Here is a 23,939-nt window from a genome sequence, read left to right as displayed (position 1 = left end):
GTAATGTTCTGATTTCATGATGTAGGAGTTCATCCGTCATCGATAAATCTGACAATTACGCGATGCTTTGAATTTTAATTTGAGTATACTGAGTTCTGTGCCCAAGCTTTTTACGGAAACCTTTTCTTCTTTTCATCTTAAAAGCGATTACTTTATCGCCTTTAATAAGATCACTTACGATTTCCGCGGTAACTTTTGCTGTCACTCCTGCGCCTGAAGATAGATCGCCTTCGCTACCTGTTAACAGTACATCACTGAACTCAACAGTATCTCCGGTTTTACCTTGCAGGTGAGGTACATACAAACTTTGACCAGCCTGTACTCTAAATTGTTGTCCTGCGATTTTTACTACTGCAAACATAACTTTTCCAAAATTAGGATCGCGAAGGTAGGGAGAAGCAGTTAGAAAAGAACGGAAATAATTAAAAAAAGTCTAAAAAGTCTCTTAATAATCAGCAAATTTCACGGACAGGGTGAATCAGAGTAAAAATAAATGCTTTAGTAGAGGTTTCTATACTTTTGTCATCCCTTTTATTTTTTGGGAAATGCATGAGTATAAAATCTTTTCTGGCTAAACCATTTGCCTCTTTTATCTACAATCAAATAAAAAAGGAAACTCTTACTGCTGTCAATGACCAGAAGAAAATTCTCGAAATGTTAATCGCCAAAGCTAGTAGTACTGCTTTTGGGAAAGAGCACAATTTTGACAACGTCGCTTCTTACGAAGACTTTAAAGAAGCTGTTCCAGTAAGAGATTACGAACAATTAAAACCTTTTATCGAACGAGTAAAAAAAGGCGAAGCAGACATTTTATGGAAAGGCAAGCCGATTTATTTTGCAAAGACCAGCGGAACGACCAGTGGAGTCAAATACATTCCTATTTCAAAAGACTCTATCTCCAATCATATAAATACTGCACGGAATGCCTTACTCTGCTATATGGTCTTGAGTGGTAACTATTCTTTCATAAATGGCAAACTCATTTTTCTCAGCGGCTCTCCTGTTTTAGATCTAAGTGGAGGTATTCCTACAGGCAGGTTGAGCGGAATAGTAAATCATCATGTGCCTGCATACTTACGCTCTAACCAAATGCCAAGTTATGAGACAAATTGTATTGAAGAATGGGAAACGAAACTAGACCGGATTGTTGAAGAAACAATTAATCAAAACATGACCTTGATAAGCGGTATTCCACCTTGGATGCAAATGTATTTTGACCGACTAACCGAAAAAACGGGAAAGAAAGTCAAAGACATTTTTCCAAACTTTTCTGTGATGGTTCAGGGAGGAGTAAACTATGAACCTTACAAGGCAAAACTGTTAGACAGTATTGGGAAACCGATTGATACAATTGAACTCTTTCCCGCTTCTGAAGGCTTTTTCGCTTTCCAGGATAACTATAAGGAACCCGGTTTGCTGTTAAATACTAATTCAGGTATTTTCTTTGAGTTTATTCCTGCTGCAGAAATTTTCAACGCAACTCCGAATCGTCTTTCATTAAAGGATGTGAAGGTGGGTGAAAATTACGCGTTAATAATAAGCAATAATGCAGGGTTGTGGGGTTATAACATTGGCGACACAATTAAATTTATAAGTACGAACCCGTATAAAATAATCGTAACCGGTAGGATCAAGCATTTTATTTCTGCTTTTGGAGAACACGTAATTGCTGAAGAAGTTGAGTATGCATTGTTGAAGGCTGCAACCGAAGAAAATATTAAAATTGTTGAATTTACAGTAGCACCTTTCATAAGCCAAACGAAAGGAAAGAGTTACCACGAATGGTTTATCGAGTTTGAAAACCTGCCCACTGATCTTTCGTCCTTTTCGAAAAAAGTGGATGAAAACCTTAGAAGTAAGAATGTGTATTATGATGATCTGATCGCCGGAAATATCTTAGACGAGCTCAAAATTTCTTTGGTGAAAAAGAATGGGTTTATCGACTACATGAAAAGCATTGGTAAACTTGGCGGACAAAATAAAGTACCGAGGTTAAGCAACGATCGAAAGATTGCTGAGGAATTATCGCCATTTGTTGCTTAAGCTGCCTCCCTTTATAAAATTGCGTCTGCTGCTAGGCTATTCCCTCCTATCCAAAATGTTAAGACTTCTTCAATTCCGATTGAAGTTATAAGAGCGACGGGGTGCTTTAACGACTTACCGTTCTCATCAATTTTTAAAATCTAATATTCCTATATCTTTACCGCCCCTGATTTTAAAATTTATGTCTCAAAAAAGAATAGCAATATTTGGCTCGACAGGCTCAATCGGTACACAAGCACTCGAGGTTATTGCGGCTAATCCTGAGAAATTTTCTGCTGAAGTTCTTACTGCCCAAACCAACGATGAACTATTGGTGCAGCAGGCAATAAAATTCAACCCTAACGTTGTAGTAATAGGCGACGAAAAAAAATATTTTAAAGTAAAAGAGGCCTTAGCTGGAACAGATGTAAAAGTTTTCGCCGGCGAAAAAGCTTTGGAAGAAGTAGCTGCAATGGATTGCTACGACCTTATGCTGGCGGCGATTGTGGGTTATGCAGGTTTAAAACCAACCCTTGAAGCATTGGAAACAGGTAAAGCTGTAGCACTCGCCAATAAAGAGACATTGGTTGTTGCAGGAGACATTGTAATGAAAAAGGCAATGGAAAAACGAGTACCTGTAATTCCAGTGGACAGCGAACATTCTGCCATTTTTCAATGCCTTGTGGGTGAAACAAGAAACCGGATAGAAAAAGTGATCCTGACTGCAAGTGGTGGTCCGTTTAGAGGTAAAAAACCTAACTTCCTGGTAAATGTAAAAAGGGATCACGCGCTACAACACCCCAACTGGACAATGGGTGCAAAGATTACTATTGACAGTGCGACGCTCATGAATAAAGGCCTTGAAATGATAGAGGCTAAATGGCTCTTTAATTTAGCGCCTGATCAGATCCAGGTTGTTATACACCCTCAAAGCATTATTCATAGCATGGTGCAGTTTGAAGATGGAAGTATCAAAGCACAAATGGGTTTGCCTGACATGAAGTTGCCTATACAGTATGCCTTAGGGTTTCCAAACCGGATTGCAAATAACTCCCCTCGTTTAAACTTCCGTACATTCTCGACTTTAAACTTTGAAGAACCGGATATTAAAACGTTTAGAAATTTAGGTCTGGCAATAGAAGCATTGAATAAAGGTGGAAACATGCCGAGTATCTTGAATGCCGCGAACGAGATAGCAGTATATGCTTTTCTCCGCAACCGCATCGGGTTTTTGGATATGACCGAGGTGGTAGAGCAAACGATGAACAAAATTCCTTTTATTGAAACTCCAACCTTAGATGAGTATTTTGATAGCGATGGAGAGGCACGAAGCTTTGCAGCGTCTTTGATTCAAATGTAAGTTAGCAGCATGCAAAAAGTGGCTTACACGTGCCGAACCTTTAACGTAAATACTTGTAATACTTTCGCGGTTTATGTTTTTATTTGCCGAACAATGAGCAGACGGTACAAGTGAGTGACACAACAATGCTAGCCACAGAACTACTGTTGATTTCCAAAAACTTACAACAGGTACATCAAAACCGGTTAAAAAAATTTCATCATTCTTAACTCCGCTTAGAATACGGATTTAAGGTTAAAGTCCCGAGGGGATTAGGGTAAACATGACATTATTAGCTATAGACTGGAGTAGCGTAGCAGTTAAAACAGGACAATTTATTTTATCGTTTTCTATATTGGTGGTACTACATGAGATGGGCCACTTCTTTCCCGCCAAATGGTTTAAATGCAGGGTAGAAAAATTCTACCTTTTCTTCAATCCGGGAATAAGTTTATGGAAGAAAAAAATAGGTGAAACCGAATATGGTCTTGGGTGGGTACCATTTGGAGGATATGTAAAAATATCCGGAATGGTAGATGAGAGCATGGACAAAGAGCAACTTAAAAAGCCAGCCGAGCCGTGGGAGTTTAGAAGCAAAAAAGCATGGCAACGATTAATAATTATGATCGGCGGAGTGGTTGTAAACATTGTGCTTGCTATCGCTCTTTTTATAATGATTATGTATGTGTGGGGTGAGGAATATTTACCTGCAAAGAATCTTACTTACGGTATACATGCCGACACGCTTGCAACAAAAATAGGTCTGCAAGACGGCGATAAAATTGTCTCAATTGGCGGAAAACCGGTCGATAACATTGAAACTGTAGAAGCTGAAATTATATTGTCTGAAGCCAAACAATTACAGGTTGACAGGAACGGTCAGTCGGTAACAATTCCAATTCCTAATGGGTTAGTTAAGCAACTAAATAAAAACAAACTGCAAGGATTCATTGACGTTCGCTTCCCGGTAATATTCGACTCCGTTGCACAGAGTGCAACCTTCACCCAAGGTAAAGTTGAAAGAGGGGATAAACTCATTGCTTTCAATAATAAACCTGTTCAATTCTTTCATGAATTTGATGCGGAAAAAAGCAAGTTGAAAAACGTTGATGTCCCAATGAAATTGCTGCGGGGAACAGATACGGTTGACGTAAAAGTGAAGGTTAATGAGAAGAGTGCTTTAGGAATATACTTTAGAACGCCCGGTACTTTGTTTGGAACAACTGTAAAGACTTATACGCTAGCTCAATCATTTCCTGTTGGCTTTAATAAATGCTTTGAAACTTTAGACCGTTATGTTACCGGATTGAAGCAGTTGTTTACGGGTAAGGTAAATGCAAGCGACTCTTTGGGTAGTGTAATCAGTATCGGCAATACTTTCCCAAGCTTATGGGACTGGCAAAAGTTTTGGACTCTTACAGCCATATTTTCGATTATTCTCGCCTTTATGAATATACTGCCTATCCCGGCGCTTGATGGCGGCCATGCTTTATTTACTTTGGTGGAAATGGTGAGTGGTCGCAAGCCAAGTGATAAGTTTATGGAGTATGCCCAGATGGTAGGTATGGTATTACTTCTGGGACTGATGGCTTATGCTTTAGGTCTGGACTTTTGGAGATTGTTCAAATAAGAGAATCTGTTCTAAAAAGATCGAAAGTAATTGGAAGGGCTTAAGGAACTGTGCTGTTTTCTACCTTCTTCCTAATCTAATAAACTCCAAAAAGCTTTTACATTTCAATGCCGATCTTCTTCATCAACAAAGATGCGTTCATACTTTGGCAAATGCCGCTCTTTAACTTGTAATCGAAGTACAATTCCTCTCCTTCAACCTGAACGTCGAAATGATAGTTGCTGGCAGCACCTTGCTGCGTTTTATAAAGATTGGCAAGTTCTACATCATGCGTTGCAATTATTGCTACAGCCTGCTCCCTTATTAATTGTCGGATCAATGCCTCTGAGCCTGTATGACGATCAAGAGAATTGGTGCCTCGCAGAATTTCATCGAGTAAAATGAAGACCTTTTCATGTTGTTTTACCTGGTCAATGATACTTTTCAATTTCTTTAATTCGGCGTAAAAAGTAGAAGTATTTTCTGCAAGATTATCGGCAATTCGCATACTGCTATAAAGCTTAACAGGGCTAAACTCAAATGTGCTTGCACACACCGGCGCTCCTAATTGTGCAAGTACAAGATTGACGGCAATACTGCGCAAAAAAGTACTTTTGCCCGCCATATTAGAACCTGTTATGATGGCTACTTTCCCCGTTCCGCTGGTAGAGAAGGAATTATCAACACGCTTTTTTTCATCTATTAACGGATGCCCGATGTTCTCCCCTATCAAAGTAAAATGTTCACTGGAATTGGTTGGAAAATTCCATGTAGGATGATTGAAAGTAAGTGTTGCAAGGGTATTTACCAGTTCGATGTTTTGTAATATTTTAAACCATTCCGGCACTACCAGTGCATACTTGTCTTTCCATTTATTCAGGCTTAGCGTTTGCCGAACGTCCCAGAGAAAGAACGTGTTTAAAACAAAGAACACAAGGAGGTTTAACCGAAAATCAAAGCGTTTTAGTATTTCCTTTAAATCTCTAATGCCTTCAGTGCCGCCCTTTTTAGACACTAAAATCTCTTTATAAGAGTCTAATAATGGCGAACTACAAGGCAACTTTTCTACCAACAACAATTGCTTGTAGAGCGTGTCTAGTTCACCTTCGATTTTTGTAAGTGCCGTATATGTCTGAATTACTTTTGCACTTGTGTATTTAGCAAAAAGAAAGTAAGCAAAAACAAGCAGCCAGAAAACAGAAGAATTGATCCAACCAAAAAGGTAAGCTGCTACAGTGGCTAACGTGATAGCAGTGAATACAACAGGCAATATTTTCCACAAAGCCTGCTTTAATGGCTTAGGCATAGACAGCCATACCTTTATCTTTTGTTCGGTTGCAAAAGTCAAAGGATTTGCCATACCCGTTGATTGCAGATTCTGCCGCCACGCCCATTGTGGAGCCAGGCTTTTTGCTGCCGCTTGTCGATCTATTATGACGTTTTCTTCAGATGCCTGGAGCAGGGCGGTCGCTAATAATTGTTTCGATTGCTGCGATGTGCAACGACTTATATATTGGTAAAGAGATGCTGTTCCGAACAAATCTATGTCACCGGCATAGGGATGTTCATGAGGTAAAAAAGAAATGCCGTCTTCCCTGTTTTGATAATTTCCTGATAGTATCTCCAGTTCTTCCCGGTTAATAAATAACAATCGCTGAGCGTCGGCTATCTTTTCATTGTTATCTGCGTCAATAGAAATTACATAAAGGAAAAGAGCAATTCCTGCAGCGACTAGTATCCATGTTATCAGGGAGGATTTGAAGAAAAGAGAATAAATGAGAAGTAGTATCGCTAGAACTATTACTAATCTTAACCAACCAATATTGCTTCGTTTACTTTTTAGTTTTCTTAAGAGATCCGAATAATAACTTACCTGTTGTTTGTATATTTCTCCTGGTGTCTTCTGTTGGTTCATAGCTATAGTAAGAACATAATAAAAACGTTAAGATAACGATTGGAATAGCAATGTTTAGTAAATTTGCGCAACAACAATGGGGCTGTACCTGGTTTTGACAGCATAGGTTGTTGTGGGTATAAGCATGCAGTGCGTTGTGTTATTAGCACTTTAATCTGAAAGCTCAACAAACAAAAGGCGAAAATACTTACGCCATGGCTGCTTAATTCAGAGAATTAGCACCCATTATGGCCGGGAATGCAGGTTGACCTGTTACCACGCTTCCCCGCCGAATCAAACAAACAAAACGGGTTGCCACTACGGAAGGCTGTGACTGTAGTGTAAGACCATACAGCTAAGGAAGTGATTGGTTCGTCCGGCTCCGGCTGCTTCCCGACAAATAATTCCGGAATAAGCATGTAGAAGGCTTATGGCAAATATGTTTGGACAGCGGTTCGACTCCGCTCAGCTCCACGGTTAAGAGGATAAGTGTATTGTAAATCAATATCTTATCCTCTTATTTTTTTTATAGGGAGCAAAAAAGGTAGTAAATTTAAAAGGATTTTCATATGTTTTTACACTTACCGAGCCACAAAGCTTTCCTCAAGTGTAAAACAACCTTGATATTTTTCACATGGGAATGAGAGGTACTGCTCTACTTTTTCTTTTTCACCCGCCCCAGTCATAAATATTTTACCTGCCTCCTTTAACAAGTTCGGAGAAACTTAAAGTGCAAAATATTACTCGCACCTGAAATTGGAGGCGTAAAATTACAGTGAAGGTAAAATTTGAGAGTGTGAGTAAAATTAGAGAGTGTGAGCCAGCTATGTTTTGGTCGGGCCAAAACTTAATATCATGCGGTGCATTCATCAAAAATATTAGAGGCAATTTTGGGATAAGACATTTTATACGACCAACGGGAGTAATAAACGAGCAATGAGTTTTTGTTCGACAGAAACACCGCTCGCCTTAATACAGGCGCACTGAATTTTTGCACATAGTTTTGAGTTGAACTGAAATTTTAGCTGGTGAAAAAAAAGTAAGATCTGTCAAAATAGTATTACACTGCCTTTAGCTGATTTTCTTCATGAGAACCTCCCCAGGCTTTAACCATTACAACTTTTTTTCGCTGCTCTGTAACCTTCACATAACGTTTGAAGCTTCTATAGTCTAAATTGCCACTAATTGACATTACTTCCTCTGCCGACATCCCCTTTTCTAATGACAAGGTGCAAAACGTTTTTCGACCTGTATGAACACCAACTAACTCATATTTTGGATATGTAATTGCTTCCCGCTTTATGCCTCTGAAACGAACAATCTCTATTTGTTCGTCAATGCAAGCAAGTTTGCAAAGATCCTTTAATGCATAATTCATATTTTGATTTGAAATAACTGGTAAAGGCTTTAACATCCCTTCATATTTCTTCAAAATTGCCCGAGAATAAAGATTTAATGGTATTGTGAGGATTTCTTTTGTTTTCTTAACTGTAAGCCTTATTTCTTCACTTTTTATGTGCTCTCTTTTCAATTGCCATAAATCTGAATACCTTAAACCAGTAACACATGCAAAACAAAAAACATCTCGGACATTGGCCAGTCGCTTATTGCCTGACAGATCCATGTGAAAAAGTGTTTCAAACTCTTCGTTCGTAAGTGCAATTACCTCAAGGCTTTCACGTTTTATTTTAAAATCTTTATACTTGTCACTGACTTCAACACCCTGCTGTTTAGCATAATTTAAAAAAGTCTTTATTGTGCTTAGTTGCTTTGCTACCGTAGTATTATTTAGTCCTTTAATAATTTTCTTTTCTACCTCGCCATTTTTTTCTCGTAAAACTGTTCTGTCTTGATATAAGAAATTCTGGAAAGACTGAAAAAAACTGTAATCCAAATTATCGAAAGTGACTTTCTTGCCAGTGCTTTTACAATAATCCTGCAAGTGGTTCTTGACTGATTTATAAACAGAAATGCTCGTCCTGGTACGAATGTCTTTATGCTCGTCAATATATTTTTGCATAAAATCAAACAAAATATTAGACGCTTCCTCCTTCTTAGTGGCTGGTTTCTGTTGCTGGTTAAGCTTCTCTACAACCATTTCAGAAGAATAAGCAACGCTATCCATTTCAAAACGCTTTTCAATTTCAATAATAGTTAAGGAAAGTTTATTTAAATGAATGTTAGTTTCTTCTACTTCACTGAAGGCGGGCAAGGAATAAAAATCGATTGCAAATGATTTAGCCAATTTTTTATCAATATAAACTGCTTTTTGCGTTCCGGAATCCCAGGAGCAAGGATGAAGTTTTATTCTAGTTCTGTAATACCTTCTTTGACCCGATACTTGGTAGATTAAATCAACTGGAGAGGTGCCATCTTTTAAAGACTTATCTAAGCGAAGGACGTAGCGAATTGTTCCCATAGTAGCCTAGGTTTAACATTGAAGATACTATTTATTAAATAAATAGGTAGCAAAAAAGGTAGCAATTTTTTACTTATCTAGGTTTAATTCCGTTTACCTTTATTTACGTCAATTCCAATTAAGACATTAATAATCAAGTATTTAATATAAGTTTAAGTAAGGCTGATTTAAGATAGATATGGAACATTCGACTCCGCTCAGCTCCACTACTTGGCATTAAGAAAAAATAAAAAAGTCTGCAACTAAAGTGGCAGACTTTTTTATTTTTTTATTTTTGTAGCAAATAGCTCCATCACTTACTTTGGTATTTCAACATAAAAAGTAGTCCCCTTTCCCTCTGTACTTTCAAACCAGATGCGGCCATCGTGCCATTCTACAATTGTTTTTATAATTGACATACCAAGTCCGGTAGTAGGTTCACCTTTAATACCCATTCTTCTTGCCTTTGTAAATTTGTTAAAAATAAAAGGCTGCATTTCTGCTGGTATTCCAATTCCATTATCCTGCACTTTTATAATGATCGTTTGCTGTTGATCTTCCAGCTTCACTACAATATGTCCTCCGTCAGGAGTAAACTTCTGAGCATTCAAGAGAAGGTTATTAACGACCTGCATAAACTTTGAGACATCAATAGATACATACAGGCTCTTGAGGGGAGTTTCAAAATCGACAGTTTGCCTAGCGACCGTATGCGGATCTTTGTATTGCTCAATAATCTCCTGAATTTTTAAAACAATATCAACCCTTTGTTTAACCAATGTTGTTTCGCTTGATTCAAGAAATTCCCTGTTAATCAAGTCTCGAATCATAGTGACACTTCGCTTACTGTTTTTATCAACCAGGTCAATTAATTCCATAATATCCTCATTCTCTGCTATCTCCGGATATTTTGACAGCATTAGTGCAGACATTTGAATATTTCCAAGCGGTCCTAAAAGGTCATGAGATAAAATTTGTAGAATCGAATTCTTCTTATTCGAAAATTTATGTAAGGTCTCAATGTAGTTTTTGTACCCAGTAATATCAGAACCTGTTCCGACGACAATTTTATTGTCACTTTTTTCCGACAAGTACGCATCAACCTTAAGCCACTTGATACTCCCTTCGGGTTGCAGTATTCGAAATTCGATAGTTTGCTTTTGCTTATCCTCCTTGAGATTGAAAAAACTAGATGTCACATGAGACCTGTCATCAGGATGAACGGTTTCTAGGAGCAAGTTCAGCTTAGAACCTATTGACTCGCGGGAAATATTCCAAATGCGTTCGAACGCCTCGTTGAGATAAAGCATCTTGTTTATCTGCAGATGAAAAGCAAAGAACACTTCTTCCGTTAATTCGGGCAGTCGCTGTAAGGGGTTTCCTGAAGGTAGCGGTTCTGTTGTTTCCATAAAATCGACATTATTTCTTGTCAACTTCAGTATGCACCTTTTTCAGGTAGTTACTGGAAAACGAAGATATGCCAAATTAAATAAATGTATAATGTGATAAAATCTCGTTTTAATTAAAGGCTCAGGCGAACAACTTTTAGAAGTTGTACCGGAGCCCTATTTGAACCTGGAAAGGGTCACCTGACGGAGTTGCAATACCAGCAGTATTTACTCTATAATTAAATCTTCTATTAGAAGCATCAAAAGCTGGAAGAGCAGGACTTGTACTGGTTGCAGGTATGCCAATAGCATAGAGGTTTTGATTTCCTAAAGATTTGTTTACACCTCGGTTTCTATTGAAGACGTTTGCCACATTGAACACATCCGCCGACAATTCGAGATTGTGAGCTTTATACAGTTTAAATTTCTTGCTTACCCTTACATCGATGATGCCATAAAAACCGTTCACGCCGCCGTTCCTTTCTGCAATTTTGCCAAAGTACTTAGTGATATAATTTTTGATACTTGGGCTTGCATCAGAATTATTAAGAATTGCCGTTAATCCTGTTTGAACGTTCACTGGTACAGCAGGATTATTAGGGTCGAAAATAAATGCCAGGTCATTTGTACCTGAAACAAAATCTGCGTTACTGTTAGCACCCGATAACAAAGTATAACGGGTGCCACCAATTCCGGAGTAGCGAATTCCAATACTTACACCATAAAATGTAGGTAAGGACCCATAAACAACTACCTTATGCCTGAACTGGTTATCGGAATAACTCATTTTACTTAAATCCCTCGGATCATCTTTCACCTGCAAGGAAAGAGTAGCCGTGTTGGCGACGTTACCATTGTACGACGTATTATCCCTTGTATCGTTCCAAGTGTAACTAAAAGAGATATCTCCATCTTTAAAGTACTGGTAAGTACCATCGACAACTATTGCAAACTGGTTCACCTTACCTTGGCTATTTAATTCCAATACGCGCCCCAGTTTCTTACTGATCCGTCCTTCAAGCCAATCGCCGGCCCCGTTTGCAGGCATGGTGCTTAATGGCACATACACGCCGCGGTTGTCTTCGTCAGGCAATGTAAAAAAAGGCTGGGCGGCCATGTTACGGTCCACATACATATAATTGTGTCGACCTAGTGTTGCGTAACCTGTTATACTCATTTTAAACTTAGCGGTAAAATAATGGCTATAAGAGAGGTTAGCCTTATACATTACCGGCACTTGCGCATCCGTACCATTTGTGTTGATGGTAGGCAGCTGAAAGTCGGTTAGTGTGGGAATTTTCGATGGATCAGCACGATAAGCCGTGAAATCAACAGGTGGAATATTAGGGGCTCTTACATCCACGGTAGCTGAATGCTTACCATCAAACACCAGGTTATTGATCAAGACATAGTTATTAATGTCTGATGCAAAAATGCCGGCACCGAAACGAATAAAGTCCGTACGTTTTTCATTCACATCCCACGTAAATTGAAAACGTGGCTGTATTACCGAAGATTTAAGTTTATTGTCTGTTCGTAATTTCAGCTCATCAAAAACTAACTGATTTAGAGGAGATGAAGGATAATGAGCGTAATCGAAGCGCAAACCGGCTGTCAGATCTAAACCCGGTGCGAGGGTAGTTTGCATTTGCGCATATACCCCAAAGTTTTGGATATTGCCCACTACACTTGGATCAGGTACAATAGGTACTTCGCGGTAATACCTGTAAGGTGTATTGCTTTCAAATGCTGCAAGGTTAATGTAATGAAATCTCCCGTTTACCTCGCTACCATATCTCGAATGTGAACGGGTATTCATAGCGTCTATCCCGAACGTGTATTTAATTTTATTCGTGTTGTAATATAAATTATCGACCACCTGCACTACGTTGTTATCAAAGTTTTCCTGGGCGAAACGATGACCCCCGATCTGAATATTTGTTGACCTTGTAACTCCACCAATTGAGGAGGTAACGTTTTCTACAATTGCCCTGGGTATGTTTGCCCCAGGCAGATCATCACCGGGCTCGCTCGACTGAAAAGTGTAGAGGTGCTGTACTTTCAGCTCATTGGTAACGCGTGAACTAACAGAAGTACGTAAGGTTGCAAGCAGACTGTTATCCCTGTTGAAATCATTGCCAGTTGATTCGTATAGATTAATTGCCGTATTATCTGTCAGCCCTAACTTATTTCGGTCGTTCGTATAGTTGTCGCGAATCGTTAGCAAGTTTTTGCTGTTGATCTGCCAATCAAGACGGGCAAAAACAGCATCAGAACCGCGGTTTTTATCAAATGAACCATACTGTGCTTTGTTAGAAACTCCGTACTTGGCACGGGCAATACTTACAAAATTATCAAGGGTAGCTTTTGTTACGTTGAACCTTGTCTCATCCGCTGGCGATTGTACATCAGCAATAACTAAAGAACGTTTATCCTGCTGGTGATCCCACGCAACAAAATAATGTAGTTTATCTTTAATAATGGGACCGCCTAAGGAGAATCCATACTGGTAAGTAGAATAATTGTTATTACGCTTATTACCCCTGATATCATAACTACTGGCCAGGCGATTGTCGCGGCCGTAAGTAAATGCGCTTCCACTTAATGTGTTAGTTCCTGACTTGGTTACAGCGCTAACAGTTCCTCCTCCACTTCTTCCATAGGTAACATCGTATTGATTCGTAACTACTTTAAATTCTCTAACAGCTTCTATAGAAATGGAATATGGAGCACCACTACGGCTTGTGGTTGATCCCGCGGAAGTAGGGTTCTTAGCATTCATACCATCAATTGTGTAATTCGTGGAAGAATTTAATTGGCCGGCAATGTTTCCTCCCCTGCTTAATGGAGAAAGATCCATCAATGTCGTAAAGTTTCTTCCGTTAACAGGTAGCCGTGTCATTGTACGGGCAGAGATCGCAGTAGCGGCGCCAATGTTTTCTATTTTATTTTTTAAACCTGATGCTACAACCTGTACCACTTCAAGGGTGTTCTCCCTAACCTGCATGTTGATATTGACCTTTACTGCGTCGCCCTGATTGAGTGTATAACCGCTTATCTTTTGCTCTCCAAACCCCACATAAGTAACACTTACAGTGTATGGTCCCCCAAGGGGTAGCTCCTTAAAAGTGTATTCTCCTTGTGCATTGGTTAAAGCTTTTGTAGTAAAGCCTGTTGATTCGTTGCGAACCGTAACCGAGGCACCTACCTGTGGTTTTTTGTCATTGTTCAATACTATTCCGGAGATTGATGCTTGCGTCGTCTGTGCTATTGCGTTTGCAGACAAAAGGCCAAATAACACTAATAGAAGAGTGAATAGATTTTTACACATACGGCTAGTTTTGATTTTAAATTTGCAGCAAAAGTAGAGTTGACCTATTAAGATATTGTAATCTTAATATTATTGTTGAGTTACGAAAACCCGTCTTTGTTTAAACAAATTAGGGTATAAAAATGGATATAGCAATACCTACAAAGGGCCGTAAGTTTAAATGTTTTGGAGGCAATAAAAGGCTTTTATAAAAAGAAGGTAGGTAAAAATTAAAGGTCTTTTTTCCTTTGCTAATTTCCCTGAGGGGCAGATTATTTAAGGGCGGAAACGTTCAATTCCTGTCCTTTTAAAAATGTTGTCTATCATTCTTTCGTATTCGCTTTCTGAAGGCATCTGTAAATCCAACGAATGTTTGTTGTGATGAAGATCCCATTCCTGCAAGTCGCTATCTTTTTCTGGTAGGCGGAAATTCAATTTGCATAACCTCACCAGTTCCTTGCAACTCACTTTTTTTACAGCCGCATCTGCCAGTACTCTTCTTTTCACATGTCCACAGATATCAAAATGGGGATGAATAGTCTTTCCCATAAAATCAATCCAATCTGGATGCAGACCTATTTTATTTGCGTAATTATAAAGCTCATGAAGATTGTTGGCTGTCAAGTGACTGCCATCCGTATAAACCATACAACAGGATTTGTAAATACGCCTCAACAAGCCCGCCAACTACCCTACGAAAAAGGTTTTTTCATACTCAAAAAAGACATTAAATAACGTTTAAACCGGGAAGTAGCTCCCGAAGTGACTAGTGGATCGAGCTTCCAAGTTTTGAGTTTCACTTAATACTTCATACATTAATCCTTTAATCCTTCAACCAATTTTTATGACCAAAATTTTAAAATGCATCCTCATAGCATGTGTCATTTGCAGCTGCAAAAAAAACAGTGAACTACAAGCCGTTACTCCAAATCAGGAACAAGGGCAGCCATTGAGCAACGAACAGATCAATCATTTCATTCAGCAACAATTATTGGAAAAGGGATCATTTGACTGGAAAGATGCTACCGACGAAATGGTATGGAGTGCTTTAATAAACAGTGACAGTATCATGTCCATCGGCTACATACCTGAAAACGAATCAAGCATCGACAACAGACAATCTTCAATTGACATTACAAAAAGCGACTGGCGGGCAACTAAAGAAAAAGTGATGCAAATAATATTTAATGAAGAGAAAAAAAGAAATGCAACAATACAATTTGAAACACTGGAAGTATGGAAAGAAAATAAATTACCGGTATTGGATGTAAAGATTTCTAGCCTGCAAACCGTAAAACAATTACGACGTAATAATCTTGTTCGCTATGCAGAACCGATGGGCTATGATCCGATAGAAGAATTTGACAAAGAAGATGCAGGGCCAGCTCAACGCTCTGAAAGTGATGGTCTTTTTGGAGGTATTGGGTGTGGTGGCTATAGCGGAAGCAGTTCCCTCATTGCCGGTTCCGACTACATCTCGCTTCTTCCAAACACAAAAGTTTCTTGGAATTTTGGTTACCACAAAATCACCCAGGCTTGGACTAAGTCAACAGGAACAGGCGTGAAGGTAATGGTGATAGATACAGGAGTGAGTCCGGATCAGGACAACCTCGGCAGCCAATTCAACCAGGGATACTCGGGTGAGCGCACAATCGAAAAAATAGTAACCCTACCCGGAGGAAGCAATACCAACGACGCGTGCGGGCATGGCACTACCATGAGCGGAACGATTGCTGCGCCGCGAGGGAATGACGGCAATTCATGTGGCGTTGCTTATAACAGCAACCTCATAGTTTGCCGCGCTGCAAACAACGTGTATATCGACGGCAGTAACGAAGTAAAGGGAGTAAGCGACGCATATCTATTTGCCGCAGACAACAAAAGCGTAAAGATTGTAAGCATGAGCATGGCCCGTATTACTAACAGTGGACAAATTAAAGACGCTATCCAATATGCTTACGGCAAAGGCAAGGTCATGTTCTGTGCAGCAGGCACTTCAAAAAGTTTTCTTGCAACTTTAATCGGTGTTATGTTTCCTGCGAGTCTTGATGAGGTTCAGGCTGTAACCGGGGTAAAAGATCTCTCTTCTTTATCAGCATGTGAGGCTTGTCATAAAGGGAAGCAGGTCGACTTTGTAATAGTAATGCAGAAGCAAAGTAGCGGCCTGAAAGCTTTATCAACAGCAACAAGCGGAGACGTTCCAACCGTTGTAGGCGGCTCGTCAGTAGCCACCGCTACAGCTTCCGGCATTGCAGCACTTGTATGGAGCCGGTTCCCTTCTTATACAAGAGACCAGCTAATAAATAAACTAACCGTTACAGCAAGTGGGTATCCAAACAAAAGCAGCAATTATGGCTGGGGTAAACTAAACGCTGATGCGGCAACGAATTAATTCTATGAGATAGTTAGAATTATAAGCGTAGCTATTATCATTAAATATCTTACAACGAGCATCACTTCGCAAACTCGCCAGCAAACAAAAAATGCTCAATTTCTAAATCCCGATTTCTAATTCAACTATCTTCGTCAAAAATAAATTAGCTATATGAATTTGCATGAGTACCAGGCTAAGGAGTTACTAAAGAAATACAAAGTTCCTGTACAGGAAGGCATCGCTGTAGATACTGTTATGGCTGCCGAGGAAGCATACAGGCAAATCAAAAATGACACGGGCAATAACTTTGCGGTAGTGAAAGCGCAAATACACGCAGGCGGACGTGGCAAGGGAAAAATTGAAGGGAAAGAACAGCGTGGTGTGGCCGTAGGCAAAAGCCTTGAAGACGTTTCGAATATTGCTAAAAATATATTGGGTGGCACTTTGGTTACTATTCAAACAGGACCTGCAGGTAAAAAAGTAAGTAAGGTGCTGATTGCACAGGACGTTTATTATCCTGGTCCAAACCCTGTAAAAGAGTTCTACCTGAGCATACTACTCGACCGCGCGAAAGGTCAGAATGTAATTATGTACAGCACCGAAGGCGGAATGGACATTGAAGAAGTAGCTCATAATACTCCTGATAAAATATTTAAAGAGTGGGTTTACCCGGGTGGTGGTTTGCAAGGTTACCAGGCAAGAAAAATTGCTTTCAACTTTGGACTGAGTGGTGAAGCCTTTAAGAACTGTGTTAAGTTCGTTACCAATTTATACAGTGCATATTGTGGTCTCGATTGCAGTATGCTTGAAATAAATCCATTGTTTAAAACGGCCGATGAAAAAATCATAGCTGTTGATTGCAAGATGAATTTAGACGAGAATGCTTTAATGCGTCACGCTGATCTTGCTAATCTCAGAGATGTAAACGAAGAAGATCCTACCGAAGTAGAAGCAGGTCAGTATAACCTGAATTTTGTAAAGTTGGATGGCAACGTTGGTTGTATGGTAAATGGTGCCGGCCTTGCAATGGCTACTATGGATATGATAAAACTTGCCGGTGGTGAACCAGCAAACTTCCTTGACGTAGGTGGTACTGCAAACGCACAAACTGTTGAAGCTGGTTTTAAGATTATTATGAAGGATCCAAATGTAAAAGCAATTCTAATCAACATTTTTGGAGGTATTGTTCGTTGCGACCGTGTTGCTTCGGGTGTTATAGAGGCTTATAACAAGATGGGCAATATTAATATTCCTATCATCGTTCGCCTGCAAGGAACCAACGCCGAGGAAGCTAAAAAGCTGATAGATGAAAGCGGCTTAAAAGTTCAGAGTGCAATTTTGTTGAGCGAGGCAGCTGAGCTTGTGAAAAAAGCGGTAGCTTAAGAGTGTTTTAAGTTGTATGTAATAAGTAATAAGTTTTATAAGTAGATCCCACCTTATCGGTGGGATTTTTTGTACCTGGCAGATAACAACTATTGAACATCGTGGGGGCGTTGACAGATAGTAGCTATTGCAACAGCGGCTTTTAAAAAAGCTTTACTAAGAGCATTTTATTCAAAAATTGTTTCTTTAATTTATTCAATGAAAATATTTGTATCTGATTCTTATGAAGCGATGTCCAAAAAGGCGTTTGCGGTTTTAAATGAACGAGTGAAGGAGCAAACAACTCCTCTTATCTGTACTGCCTCCGGAGATAGCCCCGCGGGATTGTACAGAGAGTTGGTAGCTAGCGTGCAAAAGGGCGAAATTTCCGTTACTGACTGGAACTTCGTCAGTCTTGATGAATGGGTTAGGATGAATGAAAACGATGAAGGCAGCTGCAGGTATCACTTAAATCAACAGTTGTTTGAGCCGTTAAAAATTGCTCATGAGCACATTTGTTTTTTCGATGGTAGGTCGCCAGAAAAACAAAAGGAATGTGATAAGGTAGAGAACTTCATAGCTGCGAATGGTGGTATAGACGTAGCCGTTATTGGTTTAGGATTGAATGGTCATGTTGGAATGAACGAACCAGGAACGTCACCTGAACTGAGATCACATATAGCAGATATACACCCTCAGACACAAGAGGTTGGACAGAAATATTTTAAAGAAAAGCGATCATTGACAAAGGGTTTGACATTGGGAATTGCTTCGCTGCTGGACGCTAAAAACGTAGTACTGCTGGTTAGCGGAAAGCGAAAAGCCGAAATCGTTAAACAGGTGATTGAAGCGGAGATTTCAACCGAAATTCCTGCAACCTTTCTTCGCGACCACCCCTCGTTTTATATTTTTTTAGACGCAGACTCGGCGTTATTAATCGACAAAAGCAAGTACGAATAAGGGTCTTAATTTTTTCAGTATGACTGTTGCTTCCAAGATGCAATTCCTGGGCAGAGTGTCAATTTTATATTTACAGCTTTGACCCTTTTTAATAGCAATTTTACTAATGCACTAATCTACGCAGATCAATAACTAAATGAGTGAAGAATTGGCGTTAATGCTGCCGTTTTTAACGCTGCAGAATTTTTATCCTGAAAAGCATCAAACTAAGAAGCTAAGTATTTGACAGCAGAAATCGAAGGCATGAAGAAATAGGCGCCGCCCATGGTGTGAACAAACATTGGAAGATTTTGAAGTCTTTTACGGAAGGGTTTCTCCTGTATCGAAAAGCTGTTTGTTTCGTTATTGTTACCCCGCCCTAAAGGGTTTGCTACCAGTGGATCCAATTCATCTGTCAGGCTCTGGAATTTTGGATTATTGATCCATATGTTTTGAATAAACTCAAACTGGCGGGCAAGGTCTGCATTAAAGCAAATAAAATTCAGGCCCCGTGCACCCGAAGGTGCAGTGTCGTTTGTTTTAAGGATATCCTGCGGGTTCATAGATTTAGCGACAGGTGCACCAAAAGAGCGGCCCCTTCTTAGCAATCGATGTTTTCTTGTAATAAAAGACGACTCCTTAGGAATTCCTTCCAGGCAATCGCGGGGATGGTTGCGGCGAACGTGGGCACCATACGGACAACCAAGTCCCTGCGGATCCTGCGTATGGTATAGAAAATCATTTTTATCACACATTGAGGGGTCATCCTTCTCAGGACTATCGACGAGGGAAGTTCCGGACGGCCAGCGTCCCACCATTTTAGATGCAAGTTTAACGGCTTCTTCGTGTATATAATTGCCATTTTTATCTTTCGAATTCTCATAGGCGAAATCCCAAAATGCCTTCACATCCTGCCCCAGTTGACGAAAAACAAGATAGCTGCCATTTGCACCGAAATCTTTATTGTTTGTTTCAGGTTCGACAGGAAACAAATTAGCAGGATCCTCAGATGGTAAAATCGACGGGCTGTCCGTGTACTGTCCATACTCATTCTTATAACCAAGGATAAATTCTCCTATTGCTATCGGATCGTCCGCAGGTCCTTTTTCGCTCAACTCCGCTAGGAAGGGTTGTGAGATACCATCCTTAAACCCGAAATGCTCTTTTTCATTATCAGGCCTGCACGTGTCTATTTTTTCGAGTATTGTTATCCCCGCCGCATTTATTCGTTCAATTACTACCTTTTTAAATGTTTCCAAGCGCTCATTGGTATCTGTATACAGCATCAGCATTACGTGCACTTCAGGACAATGTGGTCCTCCCCACGCCCAGTTTTTTGGATCGCTTTTACCATAGTCGCCAAACATCAATTGTTTGTGTTCTGTTGACATGCCTTCTTCAAATTCACCCGAGAAGGTTTTTAAGGCATTTTTGCTCAAACCTAATTTTTTCATGCCCTCTAGCGTAAACGCAATGTTCATCGCGTTTTCCCGCGGTTTAGTGTCTCCATCTGTTATTTGGTCACCAATTTCTGCCAGCCATTTTTTTGCATTTTCTACGTTAGTTATTTGGAGTAACAAATAGATAGCGTTTGGCAAGTTGCTGTAGCCGCGAAGTATTAACCCCTGTATTTCTTTCTTAGCTAGTGTGACCATCTTAGTATTATAATAGGTTTAACCATTGTTGCGCTTTCTTATCGCTGATAGAGCCATACAGACCCATGCGAACATTGGTATTGGCAATAATATTTTTTACGGTAATGTCCTTATAAGCGCTATACCAAACCTGGGAAGGAATTTGTTTTTTTCGGGCCCATGCTACAAAACCCTTCATGTCCCTGGCGCCTTCCAGTACAAGCCATTTGGTCTTGGGGAAGTCCATCATGTGGCAAAAAATTGCAGACATAGGAGCAGGCTGCTTATTTACAAAATCAGTAAGGTATTGATCAGAAGTTCCGTCATAATTACTAATGAAGATTAACCGTTTATGATCATCAAGAAAAACCCACCTTGCAAAATGTATAGATGGAATGGTGGCCAACTTTCCCTTATTGAAAACATACCGGCTTACCCTGTTTATCATCCATAAGGTCTTCTTCAAAAATCGCAGCCTAAACGTTCCCGGCTTTATATTACCAACGGCGGAAAACTGGTTTTGTAAATTGAATTTTTCGTGCTTTTGCAGTAAGCTTACTTTTGATTTATCAAGGTGATGGTCTGTAGCTGGCTCTTTCATTTCCCTGCGGCGAAGCATTATTAATGCGGTAATGACCATGATCAAAAGAAAAGGCAGCAATATAATTGCACAACAGACCAGGAAAGCGAGGTAGCCGTAGTATTGAAAGTTTTGCTTGAAAGATCTTTTACCCGGGGGAACTTTCGACCACGCGAATTCGTCCTTACTCCAAACATATTCACGCACCTTATTTCGTATTTCAAGGGGAGATTTAGTTATTAAGGCTTCCCTGTTTGCATCAAGGTAATCTTCGACCGCGTAGTATAACTCTTTCTCCTGCTTGATTTGCTCAACCGATCTACCCCAAGCTCCAATAAACAAACCGGTCTTTGGTGCATTGTGACTATTAATGAAAACCAATACTTCTTCACGTGTCACATTTTCCTTTTCAGGAAATCCTTTGCAAGTGCGAAATATTTTTATGAAACCGGGCAAGCCAACATCCAGCATCTCGTTTATATGTTCCGCTTCGTCACCGTCGTAATCAGATTCGAAAAGCAGGTGAGCCGGTATTGGATTTCCGTCTACGTCGTGCGTTGCATCCATCATTACCCAACGCGCAAAATGGATTTTTTTCATCTTGCCAAAAGGCATCAGGTCATTCGCCTCAATATTCTCCGACAATTTATTTAATAGCTGTATTAGATCCTGCAGTTTATCTTCTCGTGTATCAAAAAGGAGGGTTAATCCGTCCTGAACATTCATCATAGCTGGTATTTTTGATTCAACGTACTAGGGTTTTTATAGTTTTTAAGGGTAAAACTTAGGTAGACTATAAACACCAATACGAGTAACATATCTCCAGCCCCGGCAACCAATACCATGTAGGTAGCCTGACCTAAAAAATAGTAATATAACCATACACCTACTGCCGCTGTTTTTCCGAGGACACCTACAATAGCCATTGCATAGTTCTGTCTTACATCCCTCGAGACAAAATAAAACCCAATACCCATGATGAGTATAAAAAGCCAGAAATTGTAATAGTGAATTTTGAAGAGATAATCGGCAGAGTAATCTACCACGTTGTAAAACAGTTTGATGTTGAACGCCAGTGAGACTACTCCTAATAATCCAGCTCCAACATTCCAGAACGCTGCAAAAAGAAAGAATTTTTTGTAGAAGGAATTTGCCTTCTCAGTTTTAATATCTCTATTGAGATTATCTCCTGGGTTCATGACGAGTTGGTTATAAAAACGAAAGAACTCTAATATAATTCGCGGGTTTTTAAAATACTAATCAGAAAAAAAATAATATAAATGGATGAGATTACTCGTTTACTGAAGAAGAGCCAAGGGAAGACGATAGCATCAAATAATTGGATGGTAAGGTTTGAAAGATTTTACTGCCTTTTTACGCTTTTTCAAAAATTACCACAAAAAGGCTTGATCGCTATGTATGAGCAGTGGCTTGGATGGAAAATGATTAAACCACAAATTATTACAATACGATGAGTGGCATAATTTAAGTAGAAAGTACTTTTGCAGTTTAAAAGCATTTCATCAATAAGAACATATAGCATGAGTACAAATGAAAATTCAAATAATCCTGATGTAGTCTTGATTGGAGCCGGTATAATGAGCGCAACTCTCGGAGTGTTGCTAAAGCAATTGCAACCCGATTTAACTATAGAAATTTTTGAAACCCTTGATGTTGCCGCAGCAGAAAGTTCTGATGCATGGAATAATGCAGGAACGGGTCACTCTGCATTTTGTGAACTTAATTATACACCTGAGCTTGAAGACGGATCAATTGATACAAGTAAAGCTGTAAAAATCGCTGAGTCTTTTGAAGTTTCAAAACAGTTCTGGGCATATCTTATCCAGCAAAATTTTATTACTGTACCGCCTTCTTTCATACGACCTATTCCACACATGAGTTTTGTTTGGGGGGAAAAAAACGTTGAATATTTAAGGAAACGGTATGAGGCTCTTACATCGTGTCACCTTTTTAAAGGCATGAAATACACCGAGGATAAAAGTCAGTTGGAAGAATGGATCCCCTTGGTGATGGAAGGCCGTGATCCTGAAGAAAAAGTGGCGGCAACACGAATGGATATTGGAACAGATGTAAATTTTGGTTCACTTACCCGCTGCATGTTCGATCATTTAAAGAAGCAGCCCGGCGTATCTCTTCATTTTAGCCACCAGGTGCGCGACCTTGAAAAGGACGAGGGCGAAACCATGTGGCGGATAAACGTGAAAAACACCGTAACAGGCCAAAGACGTAAGCTGCAAGCAAAGTTTGTTTTCATTGGGGCCGGCGGAGGTTCGTTACCGCTGCTGATAAAATCAGAAATCCCAGAAGGAAAAGGGTTCGGCGGATTCCCGGTGAGTGGTCAATGGTTGCGCTGTACAAACCCGGAAGTAATCGCAAAACACAATGCAAAAGTTTATGGAAAAGCTTCTGTGGGAGCACCGCCAATGTCGGTACCACACCTTGATACAAGAATGATTGAAGGCAAACGAGAGTTACTCTTCGGACCTTACGCCGGATTTTCCACGAAGTTTTTGAAGCACGGTTCGTATATGGATTTGCCGATGTCGATAAAATTGGGAAACATTGGGCCTATGTTATCTGCGGGAATTAAAAATATTCCTCTTACTAAATACCTGATCGACCAGGTAAGGCAATCGCCGGAAGATCGATTAGATGCGCTTCGCGAATACCTGCCCGCGGCAAGGCTCGAAGATTGGGAAATAGAAATTGCAGGTCAGCGGGTGCAGGTAATAAAAAAAGATGAAAAAGAAGGTGGTGTGCTTGAATTTGGAACAGAGGTAGTTAGTTCTGCTGATGGAACTATTGCGGCATTGTTGGGCGCGTCTCCCGGGGCTTCAACGGCGGTTTCTATAATGTTGGATCTTTTAAAGCGTTGCTTCAAAGACAAGGCAGGTACAGCTGAATGGCAATCGAAGCTGAAGAAAATGATTCCTTCTTATGGTCAATCGTTGGCGTCAAATGGAAAACTTTGTGCAGAAGTAAGAAGGCAAACAAGCGAAGTTCTCAAATTGCAGTTTGCAGAAGGTGTACTTGAGGAAATACATCAATAATACTTTGAAACTTTTAAGT

The 23,939-nt window shown here is 39.9% G+C and carries 17 protein-coding genes and 1 other RNA gene; 9 read left to right on the top strand and 9 right to left on the bottom strand.

The features are described 5' to 3' along the window. Positions 1-55 precede the first annotated feature (55 nt). Positions 56-361 carry a 50S ribosomal protein L21 gene (gene rplU, locus SAE01_RS06865; protein WP_147202930.1) on the bottom strand — a complete coding sequence of 102 codons (306 nt, stop codon included), beginning with the start codon at positions 359-361 and terminating at the stop codon, positions 56-58. 188 nt (positions 362-549) lie between these two features. On the opposite strand from rplU, the gene SAE01_RS06860 reads away from it, so the two are divergent. The 3 genes from SAE01_RS06860 to rseP all read left to right on the top strand — a co-directional run bounded on the left by SAE01_RS06860 (position 550) and on the right by rseP (position 4,991). After that, entirely contained in the window at positions 550-2,043 is a 1,494-nt protein-coding gene (locus tag SAE01_RS06860) for a GH3 auxin-responsive promoter family protein (RefSeq protein ID WP_147202929.1), read from the top strand. A gap of 181 nt (positions 2,044-2,224) precedes the next feature. After that, positions 2,225-3,382, top strand: coding sequence for a 1-deoxy-D-xylulose-5-phosphate reductoisomerase (locus SAE01_RS06855; RefSeq protein WP_147202928.1), 1,158 nt, complete (start codon positions 2,225-2,227; stop codon positions 3,380-3,382). Positions 3,383-3,644: 262 nt separating this feature from the next. After that, positions 3,645-4,991 (top strand): RIP metalloprotease RseP, encoded by a 1,347-nt coding sequence (gene rseP / locus SAE01_RS06850; RefSeq protein ID WP_147202927.1) that lies wholly within the window; start codon positions 3,645-3,647, stop codon positions 4,989-4,991. Between the two features lie 97 nt (positions 4,992-5,088). Here rseP and SAE01_RS06845 read toward each other — a convergent pair whose 3' ends face one another. Beyond that, positions 5,089-6,885, bottom strand: coding sequence for a MutS family DNA mismatch repair protein (locus tag SAE01_RS06845; protein ID WP_147202926.1), 1,797 nt, complete (start codon positions 6,883-6,885; stop codon positions 5,089-5,091). A gap of 78 nt (positions 6,886-6,963) precedes the next feature. Between SAE01_RS06845 and ssrA the strand changes: the two genes are divergently transcribed. After that, positions 6,964-7,341: a transfer-messenger RNA gene (gene ssrA / locus SAE01_RS06840) on the top strand. Between the two features lie 583 nt (positions 7,342-7,924). Here the strand turns inward: ssrA and SAE01_RS06835 are convergent. From SAE01_RS06835 to SAE01_RS06820, 4 genes are all read right to left on the bottom strand, one after another. Then, entirely contained in the window at positions 7,925-9,283 is a 1,359-nt protein-coding gene (locus tag SAE01_RS06835) for a site-specific integrase (protein WP_147202925.1), read from the bottom strand. A gap of 296 nt (positions 9,284-9,579) precedes the next feature. Beyond that, positions 9,580-10,671 carry a PAS domain-containing sensor histidine kinase gene (locus SAE01_RS06830; protein ID WP_147202924.1) on the bottom strand — a complete coding sequence of 364 codons (1,092 nt, stop codon included), beginning with the start codon at positions 10,669-10,671 and terminating at the stop codon, positions 9,580-9,582. A 136-nt stretch (positions 10,672-10,807) separates the two neighbouring features. Continuing rightward, complete coding sequence (locus tag SAE01_RS06825; RefSeq protein WP_147202923.1) at positions 10,808-13,981, bottom strand: TonB-dependent receptor; 3,174 nt, start codon at positions 13,979-13,981, stop codon at positions 10,808-10,810. A gap of 255 nt (positions 13,982-14,236) precedes the next feature. After that, positions 14,237-14,608 (bottom strand): DUF4031 domain-containing protein, encoded by a 372-nt coding sequence (locus tag SAE01_RS06820; RefSeq protein ID WP_147202922.1) that lies wholly within the window; start codon positions 14,606-14,608, stop codon positions 14,237-14,239. A 196-nt stretch (positions 14,609-14,804) separates the two neighbouring features. On the opposite strand from SAE01_RS06820, the gene SAE01_RS06815 reads away from it, so the two are divergent. The 3 genes from SAE01_RS06815 to SAE01_RS06805 all read left to right on the top strand — a co-directional run bounded on the left by SAE01_RS06815 (position 14,805) and on the right by SAE01_RS06805 (position 18,656). Continuing rightward, a complete protein-coding gene (locus SAE01_RS06815) occupies positions 14,805-16,352 on the top strand; it encodes a S8 family peptidase (RefSeq protein ID WP_147202921.1) in 1,548 nt (515 codons plus the stop codon). 153 nt (positions 16,353-16,505) lie between these two features. Further along, positions 16,506-17,717, top strand: a complete 1,212-nt coding sequence (sucC, locus tag SAE01_RS06810; protein ID WP_147202920.1) for an ADP-forming succinate--CoA ligase subunit beta — start codon at positions 16,506-16,508, stop codon at positions 17,715-17,717. A 198-nt stretch (positions 17,718-17,915) separates the two neighbouring features. Next, complete coding sequence (locus SAE01_RS06805; protein WP_147202919.1) at positions 17,916-18,656, top strand: glucosamine-6-phosphate deaminase; 741 nt, start codon at positions 17,916-17,918, stop codon at positions 18,654-18,656. 206 nt (positions 18,657-18,862) lie between these two features. Here the strand turns inward: SAE01_RS06805 and SAE01_RS06800 are convergent, their stop codons facing one another. Genes SAE01_RS06800 through SAE01_RS06790 form a run of 3 tightly spaced genes read right to left on the bottom strand, consistent with a single transcriptional unit; the run spans position 18,863 to position 22,048 of the window. Next, positions 18,863-20,290 carry a Dyp-type peroxidase gene (locus SAE01_RS06800; protein WP_147202918.1) on the bottom strand — a complete coding sequence of 476 codons (1,428 nt, stop codon included), beginning with the start codon at positions 20,288-20,290 and terminating at the stop codon, positions 18,863-18,865. A 7-nt stretch (positions 20,291-20,297) separates the two neighbouring features. Next, positions 20,298-21,578, bottom strand: a complete 1,281-nt coding sequence (locus tag SAE01_RS06795; protein ID WP_147202917.1) for a hypothetical protein — start codon at positions 21,576-21,578, stop codon at positions 20,298-20,300. After that, positions 21,575-22,048, bottom strand: a complete 474-nt coding sequence (locus tag SAE01_RS06790) for a hypothetical protein (RefSeq protein WP_147202916.1) — start codon at positions 22,046-22,048, stop codon at positions 21,575-21,577. Before SAE01_RS06790 ends, SAE01_RS06795 begins: the two co-directional genes overlap by 4 nt. A gap of 81 nt (positions 22,049-22,129) precedes the next feature. On the opposite strand from SAE01_RS06790, the gene SAE01_RS06785 reads away from it, so the two are divergent. Continuing rightward, a complete protein-coding gene (locus SAE01_RS06785) occupies positions 22,130-22,324 on the top strand; it encodes a hypothetical protein (RefSeq protein ID WP_147202915.1) in 195 nt (64 codons plus the stop codon). Between the two features lie 66 nt (positions 22,325-22,390). Further along, positions 22,391-23,920 carry a malate:quinone oxidoreductase gene (locus SAE01_RS06780; protein ID WP_147202914.1) on the top strand — a complete coding sequence of 510 codons (1,530 nt, stop codon included), beginning with the start codon at positions 22,391-22,393 and terminating at the stop codon, positions 23,918-23,920. Positions 23,921-23,939: the final 19 nt, after the last annotated feature.

Source organism: Segetibacter aerophilus, from assembly GCF_007991655.1.
Taxonomy (GTDB): Bacteria; Bacteroidota; Bacteroidia; order Chitinophagales; family Chitinophagaceae; genus Segetibacter; species Segetibacter aerophilus.
The sequence above is the reverse complement of the archived record's forward strand: the minus strand, read 5'-3'. Positions and strand labels throughout refer to the sequence as shown.

Coding starts and splice junctions, on each gene's coding strand:
- SAE01_RS06795 (WP_147202917.1), bottom strand. CDS start 21,578: ATGATGAATGTTCAGGACGGATTAACCCTCCTTTTTGATACACGAGAA.
- SAE01_RS06860 (WP_147202929.1), top strand. CDS start 550: ATGAGTATAAAATCTTTTCTGGCTAAACCATTTGCCTCTTTTATCTAC.
- sucC (WP_147202920.1), top strand. CDS start 16,506: ATGAATTTGCATGAGTACCAGGCTAAGGAGTTACTAAAGAAATACAAA.
- rplU (WP_147202930.1), bottom strand. CDS start 361: ATGTTTGCAGTAGTAAAAATCGCAGGACAACAATTTAGAGTACAGGCT.
- SAE01_RS06830 (WP_147202924.1), bottom strand. CDS start 10,671: ATGGAAACAACAGAACCGCTACCTTCAGGAAACCCCTTACAGCGACTG.
- rseP (WP_147202927.1), top strand. CDS start 3,645: ATGACATTATTAGCTATAGACTGGAGTAGCGTAGCAGTTAAAACAGGA.
- SAE01_RS06800 (WP_147202918.1), bottom strand. CDS start 20,290: ATGGTCACACTAGCTAAGAAAGAAATACAGGGGTTAATACTTCGCGGC.
- SAE01_RS06835 (WP_147202925.1), bottom strand. CDS start 9,283: ATGGGAACAATTCGCTACGTCCTTCGCTTAGATAAGTCTTTAAAAGAT.
- SAE01_RS06790 (WP_147202916.1), bottom strand. CDS start 22,048: ATGAACCCAGGAGATAATCTCAATAGAGATATTAAAACTGAGAAGGCA.
- SAE01_RS06820 (WP_147202922.1), bottom strand. CDS start 14,608: ATGGTTTATACGGATGGCAGTCACTTGACAGCCAACAATCTTCATGAG.
- SAE01_RS06780 (WP_147202914.1), top strand. CDS start 22,391: ATGAGTACAAATGAAAATTCAAATAATCCTGATGTAGTCTTGATTGGA.
- SAE01_RS06825 (WP_147202923.1), bottom strand. CDS start 13,981: ATGTGTAAAAATCTATTCACTCTTCTATTAGTGTTATTTGGCCTTTTG.
- SAE01_RS06845 (WP_147202926.1), bottom strand. CDS start 6,885: ATGAACCAACAGAAGACACCAGGAGAAATATACAAACAACAGGTAAGT.
- SAE01_RS06855 (WP_147202928.1), top strand. CDS start 2,225: ATGTCTCAAAAAAGAATAGCAATATTTGGCTCGACAGGCTCAATCGGT.
- SAE01_RS06805 (WP_147202919.1), top strand. CDS start 17,916: ATGAAAATATTTGTATCTGATTCTTATGAAGCGATGTCCAAAAAGGCG.
- SAE01_RS06815 (WP_147202921.1), top strand. CDS start 14,805: ATGACCAAAATTTTAAAATGCATCCTCATAGCATGTGTCATTTGCAGC.
- SAE01_RS06785 (WP_147202915.1), top strand. CDS start 22,130: ATGGATGAGATTACTCGTTTACTGAAGAAGAGCCAAGGGAAGACGATA.